We start from the raw sequence: 24,268 nt of genomic DNA on the forward strand, positions 1-24,268 counted from the left end.
CAGGTCGCGGGCGGGGCCCGAACGATCCTCGAGCGGTCTTGGGTGCCCGGACCCGAGAGTGCGCCGACGCGTGCACGACCCGTGGCCCGCGCCCCGTACACCCGTACGCCCGTACGCCCGTACCCAGAGGAGGGTGAATCCGTGACCGGACCCCCGACAGGCGCGAACAGCGCTGTGCCGCGCAGCTCCTGGCTCGCGCTCGGCGCGGTGCTGCTCGCAGGATTCCTGCACACCTTCGACATGACCGTGGTCAGCATCGCGGCGCCCTCCATCCAGGACGGGCTCGGCGCCTCGGACTCGGCCGTGCAGTGGATGCTCGCCGGATACAGCCTGGCCTTCGCGCTCGTGCTGGTCACCGCGGGCCGGCTCGGCGACTCCTACGGGCGGCGGCCGCTGGTGCTGTGGGGGATCGTCGCCTTCACCGCGGCCTCCGCGCTGTGCGCGGCGGCCCCGGGCACCGGCACGCTCATCGCGGCCCGTGTGGTGCAGGGGTTCTCGGCGGCGCTCCTCGCCCCGCAGATCGCCCCGGTGATCATGCTGCTGTTCCCGAAGGAGCGGCGCGGCCCGGCCTTCGGGGTGCAGGCCGCCGTCATCGCGGCGGCGACCTGTGGCGGTCCCGTGGCGGGCGGACTCCTCGCGCACGCGGACCTGTTCGGCCTCGGCTGGCGCGCGGTGTTCCTCGTCAACCTGCCCATCGGCGCGCTCGCGCTGGTGCTCGCGGCGCGCTGGCTGCCCGTGGAGCGGGCGGCGAAGGGGGCGCAGCTGGATCTGGCGGGAGTGGCGGTGGCCACCGCCGGTCTGCTGCTGCTGCTGGTCCCGCTGGTGCAGGGGCGTGAGATCGGCTGGCCGCTGTGGCTGATCCCGCTGTTCGTCGCGGGCGCGGTGCTGCTGGGGCTGCTGGCGCCGTTGCAGCGGCGGGCGCAGCGGGCCGGGCGGACGCCGCTGCTCGCGCCCGAGCTGTTCCGGGGGCGGGCGTTCCCGGCCGGTGCGGCGGTGAACTTCCTGGTGATGGGCGCGGTCGCGTCCTTCTTCCTGGTGTTCGTGGTGCACCTGCAGGACGGGCTCGGCTTCAGCGCGAAGGAGGCGGGCTTCACGCTGCTGCCGTTCGCGCTGTCCGCGGCCGTCGCCTCCGGGGCCTCGGTCCCGCTGACCGGGAAACTGGGCCGGCCCATGCTGGAGGCCGGCGCGCTGCTGCTGGCCTCGGGCACGGGGGTGCTGCTCTGGCTGACCGTCACCCGGGGCACGGAGCTGCGCCCGCTGCACATCCTGCCGGGCCTCGTCCTGTGCGGCGTGGGCATGGGCCTGCTGAGCCCTCCGCTGTACAACATCACCCTGTCCGCGATGTCCCGCGGCGGGATCGGCTCGGCGAGCGGGGTGTTCTCCACGTTCGGCCAGGTCGGCAGCGCCACCGGGGTCGCGCTCGTGGGCACGGTCTTCTACGGGATCGCGGGCGGGGCCGGGTACTCGCAGGCCGCGATCGCCTGGGCGCTGGCCGGCCAGTTGGTCATGTACGTCCTGGCCCTGGCCCTCCTGCGGTTCGCGCTCCCCCGCCCCCGCGCGGCCGAGCCGGACCTGGCCGCGGGCGAGTCCTCGCAGCGCCCCGCGGAGCCGAAGGAGAGCGCCTTGCGGTAGTCCCGCCCGGCCCCGCGGGGCGCGCGGGAAGGCGCGTGCCGGTCGTCCTCACGACCGGCACGCGCCTCTTTCGTTGCTCCGCTACGCCCCTGCCGGGACCCCGTCGCGGCTCGAGAACTGCACCACCGTGGTCAGCAGGCTGCGCTGGAAGGTCGCCACGAAGCCCTCCGGCGTGTCCGTCTCCCTCGGGCGGCTCAGGTACGGCTTGATCTTGGCCTCGAAATCGCGCACGCCGGGCTGCGTCGCCATGTGGCGGGCGACCGCGTCCAGCTCGCCCGTGTACTCGATGACGCGCACCAGCGTGTCCTCGCGGAGGAAGACCGCCGTCGCCAGCAGCGTGCCGGCCTGCTGCCCCGACTCGTCCCTGACCTGGCTGCTCCTCACCCGCTTGAAGTCCTGGAAGATCGCCGTGAGCTCCTTCTCGTAGCCCGGCTCGATGTCGTACGTGATCGCCGCGAATGCCATCGCAAGGTCCTCCGCTGTCGTGGGTCGGTCCGCGGGCAGGGGACCCGGCGCGGCTCGATCCTGGCTCGAACTCTCCCCACCAGCCGGGCTGGAGGGGAAGCCGAGCCACCCTCCAGTTCGCGGTGAGACCTTTCCTCGCAACCACCGACCCCTTCGGAGGGCCCACCGTGCATCGCACTTTGATCGTCGCCAAGCTGCGGCCGGAGAAGACGGACGACATCGCCAAGATCTTCGGCGAGTCGGACGAATCCGAGCTGCCGCACATGATCGGCGTCTCCCGCCGCACCCTCTTCAAGTTCCACGGCCTGTACTTCCACCTGGTCGAGGCGGACGAGGACATCAACGCGAACCTCTACCGCGCCCGCAGCCACCCGCTCTACGACGACATCAACACCCGTCTCGCGGAGTGCGTCGAGCCGTACGACCCGAACTGGAAAGAGCCGAAGGACGCGATGGCCGACCCCTTCTACATCTGGACCAAGAACGAAGGACGGATCAAGTGACCACCGCCATTTCCCGCACCGTGAAGGTGGCTTCCGACGAGGTCGAGGCCAACACCAAGCGCGGCGGTGACATCCGCGTCACCCTCAGCCCCAAGAGCGTGGGCTGCACCTCCGGATTCGGCGGGGTCATGACCCTCGACCCGGCCGACTGGATCACGGAGCACTACCACCCGTACTCCGAGGAGTTCCTGCACGTCGTCGACGGCACGCTGGAGATGACGCTCGACGGCCAGAAGCTCACCCTCGGCGCCGGCGACTCGCTGCTGGTCCCGATCGGCGTGCGCCACCGCCTGGTCAACGTCGGCGAGACCACGGCCCGCTGCGCCTTCCACCTCTCGCCGCTCGCGCCGAGCCCCGAGTACGGCCACGTCGACACCGAGGTGGCCCAGCGTCCCGAGCAGGCCAACCCCGATGTCGGCGGTGCCAAGTGACCCGACGGGCCGTCATCACCGGCATCGGCACGGTCGTGCCGGGCGGGGTGGGCCGTGAGGCGTTCTGGGGGACGCTGTCCGAGGGACGCACCGCCACCCGGCGGATCTCCCTGTTCAACGCGGGCGCGTTCCGCTCGCAGGTCGCGGCCGAGGTCGACTTCGACCCGGCCGCCTCGGGGCTGACCCCGCGCCAGGTCCGCCGGATGGACCGCGCCGCGCAGTTCGCCGTCGTCTCCGCCCGGGAGGCGGTGGCGGACAGCGGGATCCAGCTCTCCTCGCTGGCCCCCGAGCGGCTCACGGTCTCCATCGGTTCGGCCGTCGGCTGCACGATGGGCCTGGAGGAGGAGTACGTCACCCTCTCCGACAGCGGCCGCAAGTGGCTCGTCGACCACGAGTACGGCGTCCCGCACCTGTACGGCTACATGATCCCCTCCACCCTGGCGGCCGAGGTCGCCTGGGAGGTCGGGGCCGAGGGCCCGGTCGCGCTGGTCTCCACCGGCTGCACCTCGGGCCTGGACTCCATCGGGCACGCCGTCCAGCTCATCGAGGAGGGCTCCGCGGACGTCGCCATCGCCGGCGCCACCGACGCGCCGATCTCGCCGATCACCTCGGCCTGTTTCGACGCGATCAAGGCGACCACGGCGAACAACGACGACCCGGCGCACGCGTCGCGCCCCTTCGACGGGACGCGCGACGGCTTCGTGCTCGCCGAGGGCTCCGCCGTCATGGTCATCGAGGAGCGCGAGGCGGCCATCGCCCGCGGCGCCCGCATCTACGCCGAGATCGTCGGCTTCGCCGGGCGCAGCAACGCGTACCACATGACCGGTCTCAAGCCCGACGGGCGCGAGATGGCCGAGGCCATCGGCGTGGCCCTGAACCAGGCCAAGATCGACCCGACCGCCGTGGGCTACATCAACGCGCACGGCTCGGGCACCCTGCAGAACGACCGGCACGAGACGGCCGCGTTCAAGCGGAGCCTGGGCAGCCACGCCTACGACATCCCGGTCAGCTCCATCAAGTCGATGGTCGGCCACTCGCTGGGCGCCATCGGCTCCATCGAGGTGGCGGCCAGCGCCCTGGCGCTCGACCGGCAGGTCGTCCCGCCCACCGCCAACCTGACGACCAAGGACCCGCTCTGCGATCTGGACTACGTCCCGATCACGGCCCGCGACCACTCCATGGACGTCGTCCTCACCGTCGGCAGCGGCTTCGGCGGCTTCCAGACGGCCATGCTGCTCGCGCGCCCCGGCTCCGCCGCGGCCGCGGCCGGAAGGAGCTGAATGATGGCCCCCTCCCCCGACCACCGCCCCCCGGTGATCACCGGACTCGGGATCTTCGCTCCCACCGGTGTCGGCGTCGAGGCCCACTGGGCCTCGGTGCTCGCCGGGAAGTCGGGGATCGGTCGGATCGGCCGGTTCGACCCGTCGAGCTACCCGGTCCAGCACGCCGGACAGGTACCGGGCTTCAGCGCCCAGGACTCCGTCAAGCCGAACCGGCTCATCTCGCAGACCGACCACTGGACCCATCTCGCACTGGCCGCCAGCGAGGCGGCCCTCGAGGACTCGGGCGCCGATCTGGGCGCCATCCCCGAGTACGAGATGGCCGTCGTCACCTCCTCGTCCTCCGGTGGCACGGAGTTCGGCCAGAAGGAGATGACCGCGCTCTACCAGAACGACCCGGGCTGGGTCGGCGCCTACCAGTCGATCGCCTGGTTCTACGCGGCGACCACCGGCCAGGTGTCCATCAAGCACAAGATGCGCGGCCCGTGCGGAGTGCTCGCGGGCGAGCAGGCCGGCGGACTCGACGCCATCGGCCAGGCCCGGCGCCTGACCCGCAAGGGTTCCCGGCTCGTGGTCACCGGCGGTACGGACGCCTCGCTGTGCCCGTACGCCCTGACCGCGCAGCTGACCAACGGCAAGCTCTCCCGGGTCCCCGACCCGGAGCGCGCCTACGTGCCGTTCGACGCCGACGCCTCCGGCTACCTGCCCGGAGAGGGCGGCGCGATCCTCGTACTGGAGAGCGCCGAGGCCGCCGACGAGCGCGGCGCCACCGCCTACGGGCGGGTCCTCGGCTACGCCTCGGGCTTCGACCCGGCGCCCGAGTCCGAGCGGCCGCGCGCACTGCGCCGCACGGCCGAGGCCGCCATCGCCGACGCCGGCCTCACCCCGGCCGACATCGACGTCGTCTTCGCCGACGCCGCGGGCGTCCCCGCCGACGACCTCGACGAGGCGCGCACCATCACCGCGATCTTCGGCCCCCGGGGCGTCCCGGTCACCGCGCCGAAGACGCTCACCGGCCGGCTGTACGGCGGAGGCGCGCCGCTCGACGTCGCCACCGCCCTGCTGTCGCTGCGCGAGGGCGTGATCCCCCACACCCCCCACGTCCGCACGCTCGCACCCGGCTTCGAGATCGACCTGGTCACGGGAGCCCCCCGGGAGCAGCCCCTGCGCCACGCACTGGTTCTGGCCCGCGGTCACGGAGGCTTCACCTCCGCTCTCGTCCTCGGTCGCTGACCCGGCGCACCTCCCCCCACACGGCCGACACGCCTGAAGACACGAACCGAGCAGACACCACAGAGGAGCACGGAACCGTGGCTGGACACACCGACAACTTCATCGTCATCGACGCCCCCATGGACGTCGTCTGGGACATCACCAACGACGTCCCGAACTGGCCGAACCTGTTCAGCGAGTACGCCAGCGCCGAGGTGATCGAGCGGGAGGGCGACGACACCATCGTCTTCCGCCTGACCATGCACCCGGACGAGGACGGCAACGTCTGGAGCTGGGTCTCGCGCCGCACCGGTGACGCCGCGGCCCGCACGGTTTCTGCCCAGCGCGTGGAGACCGGCCCGTTCGACTACATGCACATCACGTGGGAGTACACGCAGGAGCCCTCGGGCGGCGTGCGGATGCGCTGGATCCAGGACTTCCACATGAAGCCCGAGGCCCCGGCCACGGACAACGCCATGACGGAGTACCTGAACCGCAACACCAAGATCCAGATGGACCTCATCAAGGAACGGGTCGAAGCCCAGGCCCGCGCCCTCGTCCGCTGAGGAGCCGACGGTGCTGACCTTCATCGCTCCGCTGGTCCTGCTGCTCAACGGGCTGGCCGCCGGAGTCCTCTTCGGCACCCAGCTCGGCGGCTTCCCCTACCTGGCCTCGCTGCCCGCCGACCGCTACGTCAACGCGCACGCGTTCTTCGGAACGCGCTACGACCCGGCGATGCCCATCTGCCTGGTCGGCACGATCGCCTGTGACGTGGCGCTGGCGATCGGCGCGCCGGTGGCCGGGGCACGGACCCTGTTCGCCGCGGCGGCGCTGCTCGCCCTGGTCACGGCCGCCATCTCGGTCATCAAGAACGTCCCGGTCAACCGGTGGATGCGCACCCTCGACCCGGACAACCTGCCCGGCGACTTCGCCGAGCGCGACCCCCGCAAGGTCTGGGGTGCCTGGAACCGCCGGCGCAGCTGGCTGACCATCGCCGCGCTCGCCTTGAACTGCACGGCGCTGGGCTTCCTGCTCTGAGGCGTCCCGCTCCGCCGCACCGCTTTCCCTCGATACGCAACTTCACGGAGGAACACCCATGGACCTCGAACTCCGGGGCAAGAAGGCCCTGGTCACCGGCGGCACCCGCGGTGTCGGCCGAGGCGTCGTTCTGGCGCTCGCCCACGCCGGTGTCGACGTCATCACCTGCTACCAGCGCGAAAGCGACTTCGTCACCTCCCTGGAGAACGAGCTGAAGGAGATCGGCGGCACCCACCACGTGCTGCGCGCCGACCTCTCCCAGCCCGAGGAGATCGCGGGCCTGCTCCGGCAGGTCGGCGAGCTGACCGGCGGCCGCCTGGACCTCCTGGTCAACAACGCCGGCGCCATCAGCCACGTCCCGTACAAGGACCTCCCGCTCGACGAGTGGAACCGGATCCTCGCCACCAACATCACCGGCGCCCACCTGGTCATCCAGAACGCGCTGCCGCTGCTCGGCGAGGGCTCCTCCGTCGTCTCGATCGGCTCCCGCGCCGTCGACGCCGGCATCCCGCTGCGCGCGCACTACACCACCACGAAGGCCGCGCTCGTGGGCCTGAACCGCTCGCTGGCCAAGGAGTTCGGCCCGCAGGGCATCCGCTTCAACGTGGTCGCGCTCGGCGTCATCGAGACCGAGAACTTCTTCGCGATGCCGGCCGACCAGCAGAAGCTGATGTCGGAGCGGTACGGCGCGAAGACCGCCCTGGGCCGGCTCGGCACCCCCGACGAGGTGGCCGGCGCCATCCTGTGGCTCGCCAGCGACCTGTCCCGCTACGTCACCGGCAACACGATCGGTGTCGACGGAGGTATCTCCTGATGGCCTTCCGCGTGATGCTCCGCATGGAGATCGAGCCCGGCAAGGAGGCCGACTTCGAGAAGGCCTGGCACGAGGGCACCGATGCGGTCACCGGTCACCCGGCGAACCTCGGCCAGTCCCTCGCCCGCGAGGACGCCCGCACGGCCGGCGACAAGACGATCTTCGTGATCATCAGCGACTGGACGGACGAGCCGCGTTTCCGCGAGTTCGAGGAGAGCCCCGCACACCTCGAACACCGGGCGACCCTGCACCCCTTCCGCAAGGGCGGCTCCTTCCACGTCATGGAGGTGCTCACCACCATCGAGGGCAAGGCTGCGGCCGATGCCCGGTGAGGTGAGGGTCCTGGTCTACCAGGCGGCCTTCGACGAGGAGCAGCTGGCCGCCGTACGGGACGCCTACCACCTGGTCAGCAAGCGGCTCGCGGGGGTTCCCGGCATGCTCGGCAACGAGCTGCTGAGGTCCCCCGGCGACCCGACCGCGCTCGTCGTGGTCAGCCGCTGGGAGTCCATGGCCGCCTTCCAGGTCTGGGAGGAGGGGGCGGAGCACCGCGAGGACACCGCCCCGCTGCGGCCGTTCCGCGACAACCGTACGAGCGCCCCCTTCGCCCTCTACGAGGTCGACGCGGCGTACTGACGGCTTCACGGCCGTACCCCTCGACGCCGCTCGCCCCGGACTCCCGAACCGGCAGCCGGCCCGGAAACGAAAGAGAACCTCCCATGACCAACCGACAGTTGGCCTTCATCGGCCTGGGCAACATGGGCGGCGGCATGGCCGGCCGCCTGGTGGAGTCCGGGTACGCCCTGACCGTCTACAACCGGACCGCCTCCAAGGCGGCCGGACTCGTCGAGGCGGGTGCCAAGCTCGCCGACGCACCCGAGCGCGCCGCCGCCGGACACGACATCGTCGTGCTGAGCCTCTCCGACGAGAAGGCGGTCGAGGAGATCCTGTTCGGCCGGGTGGTGCCCGTACTGGCCCCCGGCACCATCGTCGTCGACACCTCGACGGTCTCGCCGGGCTACGCCCGCGAGGCCGCCGTCCGCCTGGCGGACAAGGGCCTGCGCCGCGTCGAGGCCTGTGTCGTCGGCAACCCGCTCCAGGCCCGCAAGGGCCAGTTGCGCGTGTACGTCTCCGGCGACCCGGCGGACCTCTACGACGCCCGCCCGGTCCTGGAGGCGATAGGCAGCGAGGTCACGCACGTCGGGGCCCCGGGCAACGCGGCCGCCATGAAGCTGATCCTCAACCTCCTGCTCGGCGCGCAGGTCGCCTCGCTCGCCGAGTCCGTCGGCTACGGCGTGGCCGCGGGCCTCGACCGCGACCAGCTGATCAGCGCGATCGCCGGCAGCGGCTTCAGCTCCCTGGTGATGCGCTTCCGCGCCGATCTGATGCTCAAGCGCTCCTACGAGCCGGCCTTCTTCCGCTCCGAGCTGATGGAGAAGGACATCCGGATCGCGCAGGAGGCGGCGGCCGCGCTCGGTGCAGAGCTGCCCGTACTGGACGTCGTACGGAAGCGGTACGCGGCCGTGATCGCCGCGGGCGACGGCGACAAGGACGCGTCCGTGCTCGTGGAATACCAACCGCAGTAGGGAGTGTGAGGCTGTGCTGAGTACCACCCGGAGCACGCTCCGGAACGTCGACGTCCTCGTGGTCGGCGGGGGGCTGGCAGGGCTGTCCACTGCCGTCTTCCTCGCCCAGCAGGGGGTGGACTGCCTGCTCGTCGAGCGGCAGCCCGAGCTCTCCGGGCACCCGCGCGCCCGCGGGGTCCATCCGCGGGCCATGGAGCTGATGCGCTCGGCCGGTGTCGAGCAGGAGATCAGGGCCATGCCCTCGGCGCGCCTTCTCGCCGGGAACTCCGGGGTGGTGACGGCCGGTTCACTGGCCGGGCCGGAACTCGGAACGCTCGACGAGAAGTACGTCATGGACGTGCAGGCCGACATCGGCCTGCTGTCGCCGACGGGCTGGGCGCTGTGCCACCAGGGCGAGCTGGAGGACGTGCTGCGGGGACGCGCCGAGCGGCTCGGCGTGGCCTTGCGGTTCAACACCGAGCTGCTCTCCGTCGATCAGGAGGGGCCCGAGGGCGAGGAGGTCACCGCGTACGTCAGGGACCGCGCCACCGGCGCCGAGCGGGAGATCAAGGCCCGCTACCTCGTCGCGGCGGACGGCGCCCACAGCGGGGTCCGCCAGTCCCTGGGGATCCCCTTCGACGGGGAGGTGCTCGGCCACTACGTGAACGTGCACTTCCGCGCCGACCTGACCGAGCAGTTCGCCGGCCGCCGCTTCCTGATGTGCTACGTGTTCAACGAGCAAGTGCGGGGCGCGCTGATGCCCCTCAACAACACCGACGAGTGGCTGCTGCACCTCGTGTACGACCCGGAGTCGGAGCCGCTGGAGTCCTTCACCCCGCAGCGGTGCGCGGACCTGGTCCGCGCGGCGGCCGGTGTCCCCGGCCTCGCGCCCGAGATCCTCTCCGCCTCCCCGTGGGAGAGCGCGGCCCGCACGGCCTCCTCGTTCCGCGGCGGCCGGGTCTTCCTGGTCGGGGACGCGGCGCACGTGATGCCGCCCAGCGGCGGTTTCGGTTCCAGTACGGGCATCCAGGACGCCCACAACCTGGCCTGGAAGCTCTCCGCCGTCATCGACGGCTGGGCCGACCCGGCCCTGCTGGACAGCTACGACGAGGAGCGCCGCCCGGTCTCCGCCGCGACGGTCGAGCAGGCGGTGCTGCGATCGAAGGACCGGGTGCGCCTGGACGGCCGCGAACAGGAGCCCGCGCACCCCGACATCGTCGAGGACGCCCTGGTCTGGCTCTCCTGGCGGTACAGCTCCTCCGCGGTGACGCCCTGGGACGAGGGCATGCCGGCGGGGCACGGGGTGTGGTCCGCGCAGAACCACGGCCGGCCCGGCAGCCGGGCGCCGCACCTGCGCCTGCTGAAGGGCGGCTCGGAGATCTCCGCCCTGGACCTGTTCGGGGACCGGCCGGTGCTGCTCACGGGCCCCGTCAACGGCCCGTGGCTGGACGCGGCCCGCGCGGTCTCGCACGAACTGGGCGTACCGCTGGCGGTGTACGGAGTCGGCTCGGAACTGACCGACCTCGACGACCGCTGGCCGGAGCTGTACGGGGTGACCGCCCAGGGTGCGGTCCTGGTACGGCCCGACGGGGTGGTCGCCTGGCGTTGCGGCGACGCCCCGGTATTCACCCGCAACACGCTGCGCTCCGCGATGGAGCGCCTGCTGGGAAGGCATGAGGAGCGATGACCCACCGAGTGATCCTGCGTATGGAGATCTTCCCCGAGCTGGCCCGGGACTTCGAGCAGACCTGGTCGGAGATCGGCGAGTCGATCTCCCGCGAGCCGGCGAACCTCGGCCAGACGCTGGTGCGCGACACGGAGGACGAGGGCGTCTACTGGGTCCTCACGGACTGGGAGGACGAACCGCGGTTCCGCGCCTTCGAGCTGAGCGCCCGCCACGTCGTCCACCGCCAGCGGCTGAAGCCGTACCGCAAGGGCGGCGGCATGAACGTGACGGAGATCGTCCGCCACATCGTCCCCGCGTCGGCTGCCTGACGGCGGCCCGCACCGCACGCAAGGACCACCCGGCAGCCTCTCCCCAGGCTGCCGGGTGGTCCCGTATCGGTTGCCCCTGCGCGGCCTTCGCCCGTCGAAGGCCGCCACCGCAGGGGCATCGTGCTGTCCGGCCCGCCGTACGGGACGGGCCCTGCGGGCCGCGCGGTGCGCACTCTCCGGACGCAGGGAGGGCCGAACACCGGGAGGCCGGCCCCGTGGGTACGGGGCCGGCCTCCCGGCACGGTGCGCTGAGGGGCGCGGCCGGTCAGAGCGTAGTCACCCCCGCCGACGTGACGAGCAGCGCCAGGACGGCCAGAACCGTCCGCAGGTGGTGGTAGCTCCGCCACAAGGGGCGCGGGTCCTCCCAGTCCGAGGGGATCGCGGACTCGTCGGTGATCGACTTGACCCGGCGGTTGATCGGCACGTTGCAGAGGTGGGAGACCCCCGAGACCCCCAGCAGCAGCACGGCCGCGGCCCCGAAGAGCAGCCGCGCCGAGCCGTCCGCCAGCACGGCCAGCACGCCGTTGACCAGGGTGCTGCCGAGCACGATGACCGGCATCGTGGGATCCCAGTTCCGGCCCAGCAGCTTGTGCGCGTAGATGTACGTGCCGGCCGGCATCGCGGAGAGCGCCGGTACGACGCTCAGCGCGACGGCGAAGAGCACTCCCGCGGTGACGCCGCTGCCGAGCAGGGCCGCCACGCCCAACGCCTCGATCATGACGCCGGGGCACCCACGGGGTGGGTGTCGACGGTCAGCTGCTGGACACTGCGCATGATCGCCTTGCGGAAGTACTCCGCGAAGTCCTGCGGCGCGGCGGTGTCCCGCTGCTCCGCGAGGAACGGCGCCAGCTTCTCCTCCAGGACGTGGACGCCCTTCTGCGTGGACATGTGCCGGCCGACCGCCGCGAAGTCGCCTTCGTAGTGGATGACCCGGACGATGTTCTCGTCCTTGACGAACACCGCGGTGCCGAGCAGCCGGCCGGCCGCGTCCCCGGTCTCCCCCGCGAAGTCGGGTGTGTCGACCCGCTCGAACGCCGCGAAGATCGCCGCGATCTCGTCCTCGTGGCCGGGCTTGACCTTGTACGTGATGGCTGCGTAGGGCATCAGATTCCTCCGTCGACTTCGATCGTGGTGCCGGTGACGTACGAGGCCGAGTCCCCGGCGAGGTAGAGCACCGCCCCCGCCACGTCCTCCGGTTGCCCGAGGCGCCCCAGCGCGGTCAGCGCGGTGAGCTTGGCGACGAGCGGCGGGGGCATTCCGCCGCCCGGTTCCGTCTCGGTGACCCCGGGCGCGACCAGGTTGACCCTGATCCCGCGCGGCCCGAGCTCCTTGGCGAGCGCGCGCGTGAACCCGACCAGGGCGGCCTTGGAGGTGCTGTAGTGGACGCCGAACGGCCGGCCCCGCAGGGCCACCGAGGCGCCGATGTTCACGATCGCACCGCCCGCGGCGGCGTCCCCCATGGTTTCCAGCACCGCCTGCGTCACCAGGTACGCCGACGTGGCGTTGTGGTCCAGCACGCGGTGCCACTCCGCCTCGGAGAGCTTGCCGAAGGGCACGTGCCCGTCGACCCCGAGGTTGTTGACCAGCACGTCGACCCCGCCGAACCGCTCCGTGGCCGTGGCGGCCAGCAGTCCGGCGCCTTCGCGCGTGGTCAGATCGGCCTGGACGAGCTCGAACTCGGCGCCGAGCTGCTCCAGCTCGACGCCCAGTGCCTTGGCCAGCTCGCCGTCGCTGCGGTACGAGACGACGAGCCGGGCACCGGACCGGGCGAAGGCGAGAGCCGTCGCCCGGCCGATGCCGCGGGTGGCGCCGGTGACGACGACCCGCTTGCCGGCGAAGCCGGCGGGACCCGAAAGAGCGTCGGTCACCGTACGGCTCCGGCCCGCGGAGCCGTACGGATCAGTGCGAGCAGCAGGCGGGGGGTCTCCGCCTCCGCGACCGCGTCGTCGTTCAGCACGATGCCGTACGTACGGTTGATCACGCTGGTGACCTGAAGCAGGGCGAGGGAGTCGTAGCCGAACTCGAGGAACGGGGTGTCCAGGGCCTCATCGCCCTCGAACGCCATTCCCTCCTCCGGCGCTCCGACGCACTCGAGCAGCAGCTCACCGAGTTCGGACAGGGTTATGTCGCTCACGATGATTCCTCTCAGGAGAATCAGTTGGCCCTCGCCAGCAGCGGGATTCCCGAGACACCGGACAGCATCCGGGTTCCCTCCAGGTCGAGCTGCGGCGAGGAGTCGAGGACCGCTCGGTGCAGGTACTCGATGCTGTGTGAGGGGTCGAGCCCCAGACTCTGGTTGAGGGAGGCGCGCAGCTGCCGGTAGACGATCAGTGCGTCACTGCGCCGACCGGCCCGGTACAGCGCGAGCATCAGCTGCTCGTGCAGCGCCTCGTGCAAGGGGTGCCGGGCGGCGAGCCCGGACAGTTCGCCGATGAGCTCATGGTGGCGGCCGAGCCTCAAATCCGCCTCGATTCGGCGGTGAAGCACGCTCATGCGCGATTCGTCGAGGCGGGTGGCCTCGGCTTCGAGGAGCACGCCGCACTGGACGTCGGCCAGCGCCCGCCCGTGCCACAGGGAGAGGGCGCGTCCGAAGTACGCGGACGCCTGCTGCCACTCCCCGTGGTCGAGGGCACGGTGGCCCGCGGAGGACAGCGCGTCGAACTCCTGCGCGTCGATGAGCCCGCCCTGGGTGTCCAGCCGGTAGCCGCCCGGCTCGGTGACCAGGACGCTCTTGGCCCCGCGGGGCAGTCCGGCACCGGCCGGCTCCTCGCGGAGCGCGGCGCCGATGAGGTGGCGGATCTGGAGGATGTACGTCTGCAGGGTGGTCTGCACACTGCGCGGCGGGCTCTCTCCCCATACCTCCTCCACCAGCGAGGCCACCGAGACGACCTGGTCGGCCTGGAGGGCCAGCAGCGCGAAGACCTTGCGCGGCTTGACGGCGGTCAGGTGGAGGGGAACACCGGACTGAGTGGCTCGGAATGGACCGAGCACGCTGATGTCCATGCCTTGAACAGCTCCTCGTGGTTGGGGGGTTGGGATCGCCTCGGTGACGCGTCCTGACGACGCGTCCTGGGGGCGCATCCCGGGGATGCGCCGCACGGCCGCGCCCTGGCGGAGCGGCTCAGCTCGCCGCGGCCCCGAGCGGCGGGGCTTCGGCGAGCGCCGATTCGATGTGCAGTGCCTCCCCGACGAGCCGGGGCAGTTCGTCGCCCCGTACGAAGAAGTGGGCACCCGGCAGGATCCGCATGCGGAACCCCGCTGTCGTGCATTGGGCCCAGGCGCCGACCTCGGCCGGGGAGACCAGCGGGTCCTCCGATCCCGCGAAGGCCCTGACGGGGCAGGGCAACGGGACGACCGGTGCGGACCGCAGACTGCGGGCCAGTCGCAGATCGGCCCGCAGGGTGTCCAGGGTGAGGCTGAGCCAGCCGGGCCGCGCGAGCAGCTCCCGCGGCAGGCTGTCCTCGTCCCCGAGTGCCTTGAGCAGCTCTTTGTCCGGGGCGTCGGGCCGCAGGGCGCGGGCCCCGTCGAGTACGGCGGAGGGCAGTTGGGGTGCGGGACTGGCACCGACCAGCAGCATCAGCGGCGGGCGCCGGCCGGTGCGCACGAGGTGCTCGGCGAACCGGTAGGCGACCATCGCGCCCAGGCTGTGCCCGTAGAAGGCGTAGGGTTCCGGCCCGTCCAGGATCTCCCCGAGGTCTTCGGTGAGCTCCTGGATCAGCTGGTCGCCGTCGGTGACGCGGGGCTCCCGCAGCCGGGACTCCCGGCCGGGCAGCCGTACCGGCAGTACGGAGACCCCGGGGCCGACGGCCCGCTTCCACCCGGCGAAGGTCATGGCGCCGGCGCCGGCGTGGTGGAAGCAGAACAGCCGGATTCCGGCCGGACCGGCCGGCGGACGGACCGCGAGACAACGAGGCATCCGGACTCCCTTCCCAAACTGACCGGGTCCGCGGTCGGCGGCTGGCCGCCTGCGGGATCAGAGAGTCACCGCCGGTCCTCGCCCCCGGCTCAACTGGCGCTGGAGCGCGGGTCGGTGAGCACCGGAAGCAGGGGCAGCACTCCGGAGGACCGGTGGCGGGCGTCGAATCCCGGATCGTAGAGGGCGGCGCTGACCGTGTAGGAGTCGGCCGTCTGCCAGCTGTGGAAGGACCATTCCCAGCCGGTCCCCGGCGTCCCGTCGGGCCGGAGCATCCGTACCCCCTCGTCGTTCGGGCCGAAGCCGAACTCGGTGAAGCGGAAGCGCAGCCCCTGGCCGATGGCCTTGCTGTAGGCCTCTTTGAGGGTCCACAGGCGCACGAGCTCACGGTTGCGCCGCTCCAGCGGCACCTGCTCCAGCGCCTCCAGCTCGTGCGGGGTGCAGGCTTGGCGTTCCGTGCCGAGGTCGAGCATCCTGCGGTCCGTGGACTCGGTGTCCACGCCGATCCGGCCGAACCGGGTCAGGCCCACGACGACCAGGTCGTCGGTGTGGCTGAGGCTGACGTCGAGCTGGTCGATCCCGCGCAGGTGCGGGCGTCCGCCGATCTTGTAGGCGAGTTCCAGTTCGCTGGGCCGCGTGCCCAGTACGGCGCTGGCCGCCGATTTCAACAGCAGCCTGGAGGCGACGAACCGGGCCCGGTTCTGGGCATGGGTCATCCGCCGCATCCGCCGGACGTCGGGGCCCAGGTCGGCGGCCAGGGCGGGGGCGTCCAGGTCCGGCGGCAGCCAATCGCCGACGGCCGCGTAGACGACGCAGGTGCCGCGGGTGGCCATCTCGTGGCGCACCGGCTGCCAGGATTCCGTGGGCCCGCGCTGCCGCAGCGGACGCATCACCGGATGCGAGGGGCCTTCCGTCAGCCGTTCCATCACGCCTCCGTGGGCCGTGTGGGGCTCGTTTGCGCCGCCGCTGGGTTGCTCATGGTCCTACCTCCGGGGTCGTGCGTCAGCTGCCGATCGCGGTCGCGTACAGGTCGTAGCTGCGGGCGTCGTCGAAGCGGTGCAGCAGCTCGGTGAGCAGGCGCTCCTCGCCGAGCGGCAGGGGGCGGGCCGCGGACTGGTCGAGCCGGCCCGCGATCCGGGTCAGCGCCATCGCCACCCACGCGGGGTCCGCGAGGAAGCCGCCGGTCCCGCGCTGGTGGCGCCAGACGCCGAGGCAGGCCGCGCCCGCGGCGATCAGCGCGTACCGGTCGGCCATGGCGTACGCGCGGGGGCTCACCGGACGGCCCGCCGGGTGGTCGGTCAGCGCCGCGCAGGAGTCCAGCAGCCCGCGCAGCTGCTCGGTGAGCGCCGCCGCGGCTTCGGCGAGCGCCTCGCCCAGCGGCCCGCTGACGACGGACGCGTACCGCGCCGAGTGCGCGAGCGAGGCGAGCAGCGCATCACCCTCGGGTGCGGGCACCAGCTCCTCCCGCCGGTACGGGGGAAGGTCGGCGTCGAACGGCCGGAACAGGGCGGCGGGCGCCTCCGCCCCGCAGGACGCGGGCAGCTCCGGCAGCCACAGCAGCTGGGCGATGATCACCGCCCGGCTGGCGGCGGTGCCCGCGCTGCCGAGGCCGATCATCGGCAGGTCGCGGGCCGCCTTCTGGAAGATCCCGTAACTCCCGGTCCTGGCATAGGACTCGGCGCCGAGCACGATCGACAGGTCGTAGATGGCCTCGTTGAGCACGGTCGGCAGGAGGTATTTGGCGACCGCGCCCAGCGTCCGGCTCTCGCCGGGCAGCAGGTGCACCGACCGGGTGGCCACCAGCGAGACGCAGTCGCAGATCAGCAGGTCCGTGAAGGCGTCCACCAGGGCGGTGCGGGTACGGGCCGTGTGCAGCGAGGCCCGGCTGCGGGAGCGGTGCGAGCGTGCGAAGGCCGTCGTCGTGCGCAGCGCGGTGTCGGCGCAGCCCAGTGCCATGGAAAGGCCGGTGCTGCGCGTCAGCGGGAAGGCCCGTTCCGCGAGCCGGGCGCCCGCGCCGGCCGCCCCGACCAGCATCTCGCGGGTGACGTGGTGCCCGTCGAACTCCAGGCCTTGGACCGCGCAGCCGCGGATGCCGACGGTCCGGCGCCGGGGCGTGAGCCCCAGGTTGGCGCCGGCCGGGCTGTCGGGGCCCGGCATCAGGAAGGCGCTCAGCTCTCCCTCCCCGGCGCCCGGGGTGTGCGCGAACAGCAGCAGCGACTGGGCGGAGGCGACTCCGTTGAGGGCCTCCTTGCGGCCGGACAGCAGGTAGCCGTCGCCGTCCGGCCGCGCGCTGAGCCGATTGGCCAGGAAGTCGTTGCCCTGGGCGGGCTCCGGGTAGGCGCACGCCATCCGGCCGCCGCCCAGCAGCAGTTCCGCGGTGTCCCGGCGCTGGTCCGGCGTACCGTCCGCCCAGATGATGACGGACGCCATGTAGGAGTTCAGTCCGTAGCCGAGCCCCAGTGCCGCGTCCCGCCGGAACACGGCGCGCAGCACCCGGGACAGGGCGTCGATCCGGTCGAGCCTGCCCCCGAGCTCCCTGGGAACGAACTCGGCGTTGAGGCCGAAGCCGTCGAGCAGCCGCTCGGCGGCCGGCAGCAGCCGTCCGCGCTCGTCGGCGGCGAGGAACTGCTCCGCGCCCATCGGGTTCCCCGGGTCGTCAAGATCACCGAAGTCGTGTTCGAGTTGCGCGATGCGTTCCTGAACGGCGGCCTCCGAGGAGTCCGCCCTGTTCGCCACCGTCGTCATGGCTGCTCTCCGTCCTCGTGTGCGGCCCGCGGGGTCCTGCTTAACCGGCACGGCTCAAGAGGCCCTCAAGGTCTCCCGGTCAGGCTGGATCCGATCGCCGCCGCCGGGCACCTCCGGCTCGTCTATCGGATGGGGGACGACGGTTCCGTCGGGCATGTAGCGGAGGCGGTACTGACCGGTCGGCAGCCACAGGGTTCCGTAGATCACCAGGGCGTTCCACAGCGGCCGCAGCACCCGTCTGAGCACGATCCCGGCGAACGGGTGTGCTGTTGTGGTGGTACGCGTGCCGGTGGTCGTGCTCGAATCGGGCATGGTCGTGACTTCCCTTCTGACAGCGGGAGGGCACGGTCGTCCCTGCGGCTCGGCGGAGCCTTGAGGATCCCTCGCGCGCGCTCGCGTTCGAGTGGGACTCAAGCAGGGTGTGCTGACATGCAGAGTCGTTCCACGTGCACGAAAGCAGGAGGGGGTCCGGCCGATGTCCCAACACGAGCGCGGCCCGCAGGTGACGGTCATCGAGCGCCTGACGACTCCCCTCGATCCCGCCGTCTTCGAGCGGGAGCTGGTCGCCTACGCCCGCCGACGGGAAACCCACAAGGGCTTCGAGGCCCTGGTGACGGCGGAGTCCATCACCCGTCCCGGTACGTATCTGCACCTCGACCGGTGGAGTTCCCTGGACCGGCTGCTCCAGGTCTCGCACGAGGGCGGGGAGTCGGCCGCCCGGCTGCCCGGGCTCGGCACGTGTACGGCCGCGCACAGCGAACTCATGGTCAGCGCGGGCCGGATGACCGCCCGGGGCAAGCTCGTGGACGCCGCGTGCGTCGTCTTCGTACACGCCGTGCTGGAGGGCGAAGCGGAGCAGTTCGAGCTGGACTTCGGCGCCCTGGTCGGGCAGTGCGTACCGGACACGGGCTTCGGGGGCAGCTGCCTGCTGCGCTCCGCGGCCGATCCGCACGCGTACACCGGGATGCTGTGGTGGCTGGATCCCGAGGGGTGCGAGCAGGTGCGGTCCGGAGCCGGCTACCTGGACCGCCTGACGAAGCTCTCGGCCTCGGCGCAGATCACCGAGGAGCCCGCCCGGCTGCTCTGGGCTGCCTGACCGGCGGCTCGGGCGGATCCCCCGCCGCGCTCCGGCCGCGGTCCGCCCGTACTCCAGCCACTCTCCTGCCGCGCTCCTGCGGCGCTCCTGCGGCGCACGCACCCGACTGCGAGCGCCCTGCTAGGGCGAAGGCGCAGCATCGGACGCATGGATGAGTCCAACGATGCGCAGATCCGGTTCACCGTTCTGCGGGGACGGCCGGACGCCGTGGAACTCGCCGCGCTGACCGCCGTACTGTGCGCCCGTCTGCGGGCCCTCGGGGCGGACGAGGCCGGGGAGAACGGGACCACGGCGCCCACTGTGCCCTGGGGCGGCACGCGCCGCCGCCGCCCGCGCGTCGGGTGGGCCACCCAGACCTGATCCCGGGCCCCTCGCGCGAACGGCGGCCGGAGCACCGGCCGGAGGGTCCCCGTGACGGTCGAGCGTCCTGAGCGAGGGTCGAGCGGCCTTCGAGACGGCGCACCTACGTTCCTGCTCCGGGCGGAGCGGGCACCGAGGCGAAGCGTGCCTGTCGCGCCCACAAGACATTGCCAGGGGGACCCGGAAATGGCCGATCACCACCAAAGTTTCACCGAACTGATGCTCGACAGAACGCGGCAGGCACCCGACCGCGACGCGCTGGTCCTGCTCCCGGAGAGCGACGAGCGCGGCCGCGCCGTCTCGGTGTCGTACCGGGCGCTGGACGCCGCCGCCCGGGAGCTCGCCGGCTGGCTCCAGGAGCGCGGTGCCGCCGGCGAGCGGGTACTGCTGCTCCACGGCTCCCGCCGCCAGTTCGCCGTCTCCTTCCTCGCCTGCCTGTACTCGGGCGCCATAGCCGTCCCGGTCCCGGTGACCGGGGGCCGCGGCCACCACGAGGAGCGGGTCACCGGGATCGTCAAGGAGTCCGCCCCCTGCGCGGTCCTCACCGATGCCGCGCTGGCCCCCGACGTCTCCCGGCTGCTGGCCCTCCAGGGCCACGGCCACGTCCTGTGCCTCGCCGCCGACGCGGTGCCCGGCCACACCGAATGGCGGCTGCCGGACCTCGACCGGGACACGATCGCCTACCTCCAGTACACCTCGGGGTCCACCGGCAGCCCGCGCGGAGTGGTCGTCACCCACGGGAACCTGCTGGCCAACCAGGAGTCGCTGGGCCGGCTGCTGGGCACGGGCCCCGGCGCCCGCATCGGCGGCTGGCTGCCGCTGCACCACGACATGGGCCTGGTCGGACAGCTGCTGCACCCGCTGTGGCTCGGCGGCACCTCGGTGCTGCTGAAGCCGGAGGCCTTCGTCAAACGCCCCGTGCGCTGGCTGGAGGCCGTCAGCCGGTACGGCATCGAGGTCAGCGGCGCCCCCGACTTCGCGTACGAGCTGTGCGTGCGCCGGATCACCGACGAGCAGCTCGACGGTCTCGACCTGTCCCGCTGGCGGGTCGCCGTCTCCGGCGGGGAGCCGGTGAGCCCCCGGACCCTGCGGTCCTTCCACGAGCGGTTCGCCTCCGCCGGGCTCCGCCCCGGAACGATGCGCGCGGCGTACGGCCTCGCGGAGGCCACCCTGATCGTCACGGGGGGCCCCGCACCGGACTCCGGGGCGGACGAAGAGCTCACGGTGGACGCCGAGTCGTTGGAGCAGCACAAGCTGCGCGGTCCGCGCCCGGGCAAACCGGTCCGCACCCTGGTGTCCTGCGGCACGCCCGACACGGCCGCCACGACGGTGCGGATCGTCGACCCCGAGACGCTCGAAGAGGTCCCGGACGGCAAGATCGGTGAGATCTGGGTGGCCGGACCCGGGGTCGCGCAGGGCTACTGGCGCGACCGCGCGGCCACGGCGGAGCGCTTCGAGGCCTCGACGGGCGGCGCGGGCTGCCAGCTGCGGACGGGTGACCTGGGTGTCCTGCACCACGGGAGCCTCCACGTGACCGGCAGGCTGCGGGACATGATCGTGGTCGCCGGACGCAATCTGTACCCACAGGACCTCGAACACGCGGTGCAGCGGATCAGCACCCTCTTCGGCACGGGCACGGCGTTCGCCGTGCCGGCCGAACGCGAACGCGTCGTCGTGGTCCAGGAGCTGCGTACGCACGAGCGCTACGCGCTGGACCTGGAGGCGGTCGCCAAGGACGTACAGCGCTGCCTCGCCGAGGAGTTCGACATCGCGGTGGGCGGGGTCCTGCTGGTGCGTCCCGGCACCGTCCGGCGGACCACCAGCGGGAAGGTGGAGCGGGCTGCGATGCGCCGGCTGTTCCTCAGCGGCGGCATCCAGCCCCTGTACCAGCATCTCGACAAGGAACTGATGGCATCGGCCGGTTCGTCGCGCTAGTCGCGGCCAGTACGGCCATCGAGTCGGAAGGGAGCTGGACGTGAACGCGGATGCACCGGGCGAACCTGACGAGCGGGTCTTCGCAACGTGGCTCGCCGAGCGGATCGGCGGCTACGCACGGCGGGAGGTCCCCCCGGACGAGCCGCTGTCCGAATGGGGGCTCGACTCGGTCGGCCTGCTCGGACTCTACGGTGACATCGAGGAGAGATTCGGCCCGCTGCTGGAACCGGCGGACATCTGGGCCCATCCCACCATCCGCGATCTGGCCCGCTTCCTCGCGATGCGGGAGGGCATGGGGCGGCGCCCCGGACAGGTGCGCGCCGCGTTCGTGTTCACCGGGCAGGGCTCCCAGCACCCGCGGATGACGGCCGCGCTGTACGAGCACCTGTCGGGCTACCGGCACCACCTCGCGGAGGCCGACGCGGCGATCCGCCCCTACCTCGGCATGTCCGTCATCGAGCTGATCCTCGGCGGCGATCCGCGGGTGCACCAGACGGCGCTGACCCAGCCGGCGCTGTTCGCCGTCGAGTACGCGCTGGCGATGACGCTGCTCCGGGAGGAGCAGGTGCGCCCGGTCGCCGTGCTGGGCCACGGCATCGGCGAGATCGCCGCGGCCGCCGTCTCCGGCGCGCTGACGCTGGAGGACGCGGCCCGGCTGGTGTGCTTCCGGGGCATGTACATGCAGTACCTGCCCACCGGGGGCGGGATGATGGCGACCTGCGCCGATCCCTTCGAGGCGGCCGAGGCCGCCGCGAGCGAGCCGGGGGTGTCCATCGGAGCCTTCAACGCGGCGCGGGCCACCGTGCTGTCCGGCGAGATCGAGGGGCTGGAGCGGGTCCGGGACCGGCTGGCCGCGATCGGGATCGCCAGCGCCTTCCTCCAGGTGACCCACGCCTTCCACTCACCGCTGATGGAACCGGTGACCCCGCGCTTCGAGGCGGCCGCCCGGCATCTGGCGGGTGCCGCGCCCCATGTGCCGTACTACTCCACGGTGTACGGGCGCAGGATCGAGGAACCGCTGGACGCCGCGTACTGGACGGCCCAGATCACCTCTCCGGTGCGGTTCGTCGACGCGGCGCGGCAGATGCTCGCCCAGCAGACCCCGAGCCATGTCGTGGAGATCGGCCCCAAGGCCGTGCTGATGCCGTTCCTCCGGCGCATGGCCGGTTCGCGGGGGCCCGAGTGTCTGGCGGTCTGCCGTGGTCCCGAGACGAACGCGGTGGACCTGGCCGGGGTCCTTTCCGCACTCAACGCGGGCCCGCTGGCCCTGGGTTGAGCGCGGCGGGCACGCTACGGGATCCAGCCCGCCTCCTCCGCGATCCGGATGGCGTCGATCCTGTTGCGTGCGCGGAGCTTGTCCACGATGGCCGTCAGGTAGTTCCGTACGGTGCCCTGGGTGAGGAAGAGCTGTACGGCCATCTCGGCCGTGTCCGCACCGCGGGCCGCCAGCCTGAGCACCTGGGTCTCCCTGGGCGAGAGCGGGTTGTCCGGTGCCTCCCAGGCGCTGAGGGCGAGATCGGGGTCGATGACCCGCTGCCCCGCGGCGACGGACCGTACGGACTGCGCCAGCCGGGCCGGCGGGGAGTCCTTCAGCAGGAACCCCGAGACCCGGGCCGACATCGCCCGGCGCAGGGTGCCGGGCCTGCCGAGGCTGGTCAGGATGAGCGTGCGGCAGTCCGGCAGCTTCTCGTGCAGGTCGGCGGCGGCCGTCAGCCCGTCGGTGCCGGGCAGGTCGATGTCGATGATGGCGACATCGGGGCGCGTTTCCAGCGCGGACGGCAGGATGAGGTCGCCCCGGTCGACCGAGGCGACCACCTGGAAGTCGGGCTCCATCTCCAACAGTGCGACGAGCGCGCCGCGGACCATGTGCACGTCTTCGGCGAGAAGAATCTTCAGAGTCAGCATTGGTTGTTCCCCCGTTCAATCCTTGCCGGCTCAGGCGGCGGGTCTCCCCGCGTCCTGAACCGCGGCCGGCGTGATGCCGGCGACCCCGTTCCTCCGTGGCTCCGGGGCCTCGGTCTGATCGACCGTGACAGGCCTGAGTGGTGCCTCGGCCGTCAGGCGGAACCGGCCACCGGGGGCGGGACCCGCGGTCAGCCGGCCGCCGATGGCGGTGAGCCGGATGTCGAGATTCCCCAGCCCACTGCCGCGGTCCACGGAATCCGACGGGCGGCTCTCGCTCACACCGTCGTTGTCGAGCACCAGCCGCACCGTCTCCTCCACGATCTCTGCCCGGATGGTGCAGCTCTGCGCCTTGCTGTGCCTGAGGATATTCGTAACTCCCTCGCGCAGGGCGGTCGCGAGCACAGTGTCCACCAGAGGGTGGAGCCGACCGCAGTCGACGTCCACCACGGCGTCGACATCGGCCGCGGCCATCACGTCGGCCACCGAATCCGCCTCCGTCGCCAGGGACATGGACCGGTAGCCCCTGGCGACCAGCCGTACGTCCGCGAGCGCCTGCCGGGAGACCTGGAGCACCGAGATGATCTCGGTGGTCGCCCGCTCCGGGTTGGCGGGCACGAGGCGCTGGACCAGCTCGCACTTGAGCGAGATCGCGGAGAGGCTGTAACCCAGCAGGTCGTGCAGATCGCGTGCGAACCGCAGGCGTTCTTGGGTGACGGCCATCCGGGCCATCTCGGCGCGGGTCTCGTGGACTTCGCGGACCAGGTCGGTGAGCCGGGTGAGGCCGTAGACGACGAGTCCGGTCAGAGCCGTGGAGATGCCCAGGTAGGCGAAGTCCATGACGGTGCCGCCGCCCTTGTTCACCCCCCAGCCCAGCACCAGGGCCGTGATGAGCGCGAAGCCGGGCCAGGCGACGCGGGGCGGCAGGAGCAGCAGGATCGAGGCGCTGAGCGGTCCCGCCACGCTGCCCCAGGCCGTGTTCAGCACGACCAGCGGGAAGAAGGTGAGGACGGTCTGGACGGCCAGGGCCCCGCATTTGCGGCCGGTGGACCAGCGCCGGGCCCGGGGCAGGGTGAGGACGATCTGAACCCCGTAGAGGACCAGGACGCCCGCCACGCATATGAGGAGATCACGGGTCTGGCCGCGCAGGGCGAATTCGACATTGAGCAGGGTCATGATTCCGTACCCGGTCAGGACGGTGATCACGATGCCCTGGGCGAGACGCGGTGCCAGGATGTCGGAAAGTCGCCCGCGCTTGTCCGGACTTAAACTTTCCGCTTGCCCCGCGCCCTGAGTCAGGTCGTTGTCCGCAGTCCGGAAACGGCCCGTCATATGCTCACTCCTCAGTACGCAATTCGGGAGAGTCTGAGATCGCACTATATGCC

The 24,268-nt window shown here is 72.0% G+C and carries 29 protein-coding genes; 17 read left to right on the plus strand and 12 right to left on the minus strand.

Annotated features, from left to right (window positions below; genetic code table 11):
* The first annotated feature begins 141 nt into the window (after positions 1-141).
* Positions 142-1,632: an MFS transporter gene (locus DRB89_RS06900; protein ID WP_162688488.1), complete on the plus strand. Its 1,491-nt coding sequence runs from the start codon at positions 142-144 to the stop codon at positions 1,630-1,632.
* An 81-nt stretch (positions 1,633-1,713) separates the two neighbouring features.
* Here the strand turns inward: DRB89_RS06900 and DRB89_RS06905 are convergent, their stop codons facing one another.
* Positions 1,714-2,097: a SchA/CurD-like domain-containing protein gene (locus DRB89_RS06905; RefSeq protein WP_112447603.1), complete on the minus strand. Its 384-nt coding sequence runs from the start codon at positions 2,095-2,097 to the stop codon at positions 1,714-1,716.
* Positions 2,098-2,264: 167 nt separating this feature from the next.
* Between DRB89_RS06905 and DRB89_RS06910 the strand changes: the two genes are divergently transcribed.
* The 12 genes from DRB89_RS06910 (at position 2,265) to DRB89_RS06965 (ending at position 10,932) form a co-directional block, all read left to right on the plus strand.
* Positions 2,265-2,600: a TcmI family type II polyketide cyclase gene (locus tag DRB89_RS06910; protein WP_112447602.1), complete on the plus strand. Its 336-nt coding sequence runs from the start codon at positions 2,265-2,267 to the stop codon at positions 2,598-2,600.
* A complete protein-coding gene (locus tag DRB89_RS06915; protein WP_112447601.1) occupies positions 2,597-3,031 on the plus strand; it encodes a cupin domain-containing protein in 435 nt (144 codons plus the stop codon). Before DRB89_RS06910 ends, DRB89_RS06915 begins: the two co-directional genes overlap by 4 nt.
* On the plus strand, positions 3,028-4,311 hold the full coding sequence (locus DRB89_RS06920; protein ID WP_112447600.1) for a beta-ketoacyl-[acyl-carrier-protein] synthase family protein: 1,284 nt from the start codon (positions 3,028-3,030) through the stop codon (positions 4,309-4,311). The genes DRB89_RS06915 and DRB89_RS06920 overlap by 4 nt, the downstream gene beginning before the upstream one ends.
* A complete protein-coding gene (locus tag DRB89_RS06925; RefSeq protein WP_162688489.1) occupies positions 4,312-5,544 on the plus strand; it encodes a ketosynthase chain-length factor in 1,233 nt (410 codons plus the stop codon).
* A 77-nt stretch (positions 5,545-5,621) separates the two neighbouring features.
* Positions 5,622-6,089, plus strand: coding sequence for an SRPBCC family protein (locus tag DRB89_RS06930; RefSeq protein ID WP_112447599.1), 468 nt, complete (start codon positions 5,622-5,624; stop codon positions 6,087-6,089).
* Between the two features lie 10 nt (positions 6,090-6,099).
* Positions 6,100-6,561 carry an anthrone oxygenase family protein gene (locus DRB89_RS06935; RefSeq protein ID WP_112447598.1) on the plus strand — a complete coding sequence of 154 codons (462 nt, stop codon included), beginning with the start codon at positions 6,100-6,102 and terminating at the stop codon, positions 6,559-6,561.
* A 58-nt stretch (positions 6,562-6,619) separates the two neighbouring features.
* On the plus strand, positions 6,620-7,375 hold the full coding sequence (locus DRB89_RS06940) for an SDR family oxidoreductase (protein ID WP_112447597.1): 756 nt from the start codon (positions 6,620-6,622) through the stop codon (positions 7,373-7,375).
* Positions 7,375-7,707, plus strand: coding sequence for an antibiotic biosynthesis monooxygenase family protein (locus DRB89_RS06945; protein WP_112447596.1), 333 nt, complete (start codon positions 7,375-7,377; stop codon positions 7,705-7,707). The genes DRB89_RS06940 and DRB89_RS06945 overlap by 1 nt, the downstream gene beginning before the upstream one ends.
* Positions 7,697-8,008, plus strand: coding sequence for an antibiotic biosynthesis monooxygenase family protein (locus DRB89_RS06950; RefSeq protein WP_112447595.1), 312 nt, complete (start codon positions 7,697-7,699; stop codon positions 8,006-8,008). The genes DRB89_RS06945 and DRB89_RS06950 overlap by 11 nt, the downstream gene beginning before the upstream one ends.
* A gap of 83 nt (positions 8,009-8,091) precedes the next feature.
* Positions 8,092-8,958, plus strand: coding sequence for an NAD(P)-dependent oxidoreductase (locus DRB89_RS06955; RefSeq protein ID WP_112447594.1), 867 nt, complete (start codon positions 8,092-8,094; stop codon positions 8,956-8,958).
* Between the two features lie 13 nt (positions 8,959-8,971).
* A complete protein-coding gene (locus DRB89_RS06960; RefSeq protein WP_112447593.1) occupies positions 8,972-10,624 on the plus strand; it encodes an FAD-dependent monooxygenase in 1,653 nt (550 codons plus the stop codon).
* Positions 10,621-10,932: an antibiotic biosynthesis monooxygenase family protein gene (locus DRB89_RS06965; protein ID WP_112447592.1), complete on the plus strand. Its 312-nt coding sequence runs from the start codon at positions 10,621-10,623 to the stop codon at positions 10,930-10,932. The genes DRB89_RS06960 and DRB89_RS06965 overlap by 4 nt, the downstream gene beginning before the upstream one ends.
* A gap of 265 nt (positions 10,933-11,197) precedes the next feature.
* On the opposite strand, the gene DRB89_RS06970 is transcribed toward DRB89_RS06965, so the two are convergent.
* From DRB89_RS06970 to DRB89_RS07010, 9 genes are all read right to left on the minus strand, one after another.
* Positions 11,198-11,650 carry a DUF1772 domain-containing protein gene (locus DRB89_RS06970; RefSeq protein ID WP_112447591.1) on the minus strand — a complete coding sequence of 151 codons (453 nt, stop codon included), beginning with the start codon at positions 11,648-11,650 and terminating at the stop codon, positions 11,198-11,200.
* Positions 11,647-12,036, minus strand: a complete 390-nt coding sequence (locus tag DRB89_RS06975; RefSeq protein WP_112447590.1) for a SchA/CurD-like domain-containing protein — start codon at positions 12,034-12,036, stop codon at positions 11,647-11,649. Before DRB89_RS06975 ends, DRB89_RS06970 begins: the two co-directional genes overlap by 4 nt.
* Positions 12,036-12,800 (minus strand): 3-oxoacyl-ACP reductase family protein, encoded by a 765-nt coding sequence (locus DRB89_RS06980; protein ID WP_112447589.1) that lies wholly within the window; start codon positions 12,798-12,800, stop codon positions 12,036-12,038. Before DRB89_RS06980 ends, DRB89_RS06975 begins: the two co-directional genes overlap by 1 nt.
* Positions 12,797-13,066, minus strand: a complete 270-nt coding sequence (locus DRB89_RS06985; protein ID WP_112447588.1) for an acyl carrier protein — start codon at positions 13,064-13,066, stop codon at positions 12,797-12,799. The genes DRB89_RS06980 and DRB89_RS06985 overlap by 4 nt, the downstream gene beginning before the upstream one ends.
* 20 nt (positions 13,067-13,086) lie before the next feature.
* Complete coding sequence (locus DRB89_RS06990; RefSeq protein ID WP_112447587.1) at positions 13,087-13,935, minus strand: AfsR/SARP family transcriptional regulator; 849 nt, start codon at positions 13,933-13,935, stop codon at positions 13,087-13,089.
* Between the two features lie 118 nt (positions 13,936-14,053).
* A complete protein-coding gene (locus tag DRB89_RS06995; RefSeq protein ID WP_112447586.1) occupies positions 14,054-14,848 on the minus strand; it encodes an alpha/beta fold hydrolase in 795 nt (264 codons plus the stop codon).
* Between the two features lie 89 nt (positions 14,849-14,937).
* A complete protein-coding gene (locus tag DRB89_RS07000; protein WP_239516041.1) occupies positions 14,938-15,771 on the minus strand; it encodes a 4'-phosphopantetheinyl transferase superfamily protein in 834 nt (277 codons plus the stop codon).
* Positions 15,772-15,847: 76 nt separating this feature from the next.
* Positions 15,848-17,590 carry an acyl-CoA dehydrogenase gene (locus tag DRB89_RS07005; RefSeq protein WP_112447585.1) on the minus strand — a complete coding sequence of 581 codons (1,743 nt, stop codon included), beginning with the start codon at positions 17,588-17,590 and terminating at the stop codon, positions 15,848-15,850.
* A gap of 54 nt (positions 17,591-17,644) precedes the next feature.
* The gene (locus DRB89_RS07010) at positions 17,645-17,902 is read right to left on the minus strand and encodes a hypothetical protein (RefSeq protein WP_112447584.1); all 258 of its coding nucleotides are present in this window, start codon (positions 17,900-17,902) and stop codon (positions 17,645-17,647) included.
* 163 nt (positions 17,903-18,065) lie between these two features.
* Between DRB89_RS07010 and DRB89_RS07015 the strand changes: the two genes are divergently transcribed.
* From DRB89_RS07015 to DRB89_RS07030, 4 genes are all read left to right on the plus strand, one after another.
* Positions 18,066-18,686 (plus strand): hypothetical protein, encoded by a 621-nt coding sequence (locus DRB89_RS07015; RefSeq protein ID WP_112447583.1) that lies wholly within the window; start codon positions 18,066-18,068, stop codon positions 18,684-18,686.
* Positions 18,687-18,833: 147 nt separating this feature from the next.
* A complete protein-coding gene (locus tag DRB89_RS07020) occupies positions 18,834-19,046 on the plus strand; it encodes an acyl-CoA carboxylase subunit epsilon (RefSeq protein WP_112447582.1) in 213 nt (70 codons plus the stop codon).
* Between the two features lie 219 nt (positions 19,047-19,265).
* A complete protein-coding gene (locus DRB89_RS07025) occupies positions 19,266-20,981 on the plus strand; it encodes a fatty acyl-AMP ligase (RefSeq protein WP_239516042.1) in 1,716 nt (571 codons plus the stop codon).
* Between the two features lie 40 nt (positions 20,982-21,021).
* Positions 21,022-22,257: an acyltransferase domain-containing protein gene (locus tag DRB89_RS07030; RefSeq protein WP_112447580.1), complete on the plus strand. Its 1,236-nt coding sequence runs from the start codon at positions 21,022-21,024 to the stop codon at positions 22,255-22,257.
* 14 nt (positions 22,258-22,271) lie between these two features.
* On the opposite strand, the gene DRB89_RS07035 is transcribed toward DRB89_RS07030, so the two are convergent.
* On the minus strand, positions 22,272-22,886 hold the full coding sequence (locus DRB89_RS07035) for a response regulator transcription factor (RefSeq protein WP_112447579.1): 615 nt from the start codon (positions 22,884-22,886) through the stop codon (positions 22,272-22,274).
* A 30-nt stretch (positions 22,887-22,916) separates the two neighbouring features.
* Positions 22,917-24,215, minus strand: a complete 1,299-nt coding sequence (locus DRB89_RS07040) for a histidine kinase (RefSeq protein WP_112447578.1) — start codon at positions 24,213-24,215, stop codon at positions 22,917-22,919.
* Positions 24,216-24,268 lie beyond the last annotated feature (53 nt).

Source organism: Streptomyces sp. ICC4, from assembly GCF_003287915.1.
Taxonomy (GTDB): domain Bacteria; phylum Actinomycetota; class Actinomycetes; order Streptomycetales; family Streptomycetaceae; genus Streptomyces; species Streptomyces tritrimontium.

What these genes read in the sequence shown, in the direction of transcription:
- DRB89_RS06975 (WP_112447590.1), bottom strand. Translation starts at nt 12,036, where the DNA reads ATGCCCTACGCAGCCATCACGTACAAGGTCAAGCCCGGCCACGAGGAC.
- DRB89_RS06950 (WP_112447595.1), top strand. Translation starts at nt 7,697, where the DNA reads ATGCCCGGTGAGGTGAGGGTCCTGGTCTACCAGGCGGCCTTCGACGAG.
- DRB89_RS06925 (WP_162688489.1), top strand. Translation starts at nt 4,312, where the DNA reads ATGATGGCCCCCTCCCCCGACCACCGCCCCCCGGTGATCACCGGACTC.
- DRB89_RS06990 (WP_112447587.1), bottom strand. Translation starts at nt 13,935, where the DNA reads ATGGACATCAGCGTGCTCGGTCCATTCCGAGCCACTCAGTCCGGTGTT.
- DRB89_RS06955 (WP_112447594.1), top strand. Translation starts at nt 8,092, where the DNA reads ATGACCAACCGACAGTTGGCCTTCATCGGCCTGGGCAACATGGGCGGC.
- DRB89_RS06945 (WP_112447596.1), top strand. Translation starts at nt 7,375, where the DNA reads ATGGCCTTCCGCGTGATGCTCCGCATGGAGATCGAGCCCGGCAAGGAG.
- DRB89_RS06965 (WP_112447592.1), top strand. Translation starts at nt 10,621, where the DNA reads ATGACCCACCGAGTGATCCTGCGTATGGAGATCTTCCCCGAGCTGGCC.
- DRB89_RS07035 (WP_112447579.1), bottom strand. Translation starts at nt 22,886, where the DNA reads ATGCTGACTCTGAAGATTCTTCTCGCCGAAGACGTGCACATGGTCCGC.
- DRB89_RS07015 (WP_112447583.1), top strand. Translation starts at nt 18,066, where the DNA reads ATGTCCCAACACGAGCGCGGCCCGCAGGTGACGGTCATCGAGCGCCTG.
- DRB89_RS07020 (WP_112447582.1), top strand. Translation starts at nt 18,834, where the DNA reads ATGGATGAGTCCAACGATGCGCAGATCCGGTTCACCGTTCTGCGGGGA.
- DRB89_RS07000 (WP_239516041.1), bottom strand. Translation starts at nt 15,771, where the DNA reads ATGGAACGGCTGACGGAAGGCCCCTCGCATCCGGTGATGCGTCCGCTG.
- DRB89_RS06995 (WP_112447586.1), bottom strand. Translation starts at nt 14,848, where the DNA reads ATGCCTCGTTGTCTCGCGGTCCGTCCGCCGGCCGGTCCGGCCGGAATC.
- DRB89_RS07040 (WP_112447578.1), bottom strand. Translation starts at nt 24,215, where the DNA reads ATGACGGGCCGTTTCCGGACTGCGGACAACGACCTGACTCAGGGCGCG.
- DRB89_RS07010 (WP_112447584.1), bottom strand. Translation starts at nt 17,902, where the DNA reads ATGCCCGATTCGAGCACGACCACCGGCACGCGTACCACCACAACAGCA.
- DRB89_RS06970 (WP_112447591.1), bottom strand. Translation starts at nt 11,650, where the DNA reads ATGATCGAGGCGTTGGGCGTGGCGGCCCTGCTCGGCAGCGGCGTCACC.
- DRB89_RS07005 (WP_112447585.1), bottom strand. Translation starts at nt 17,590, where the DNA reads ATGACGACGGTGGCGAACAGGGCGGACTCCTCGGAGGCCGCCGTTCAG.
- DRB89_RS06940 (WP_112447597.1), top strand. Translation starts at nt 6,620, where the DNA reads ATGGACCTCGAACTCCGGGGCAAGAAGGCCCTGGTCACCGGCGGCACC.
- DRB89_RS07025 (WP_239516042.1), top strand. Translation starts at nt 19,266, where the DNA reads ATGCTCGACAGAACGCGGCAGGCACCCGACCGCGACGCGCTGGTCCTG.
- DRB89_RS06905 (WP_112447603.1), bottom strand. Translation starts at nt 2,097, where the DNA reads ATGGCATTCGCGGCGATCACGTACGACATCGAGCCGGGCTACGAGAAG.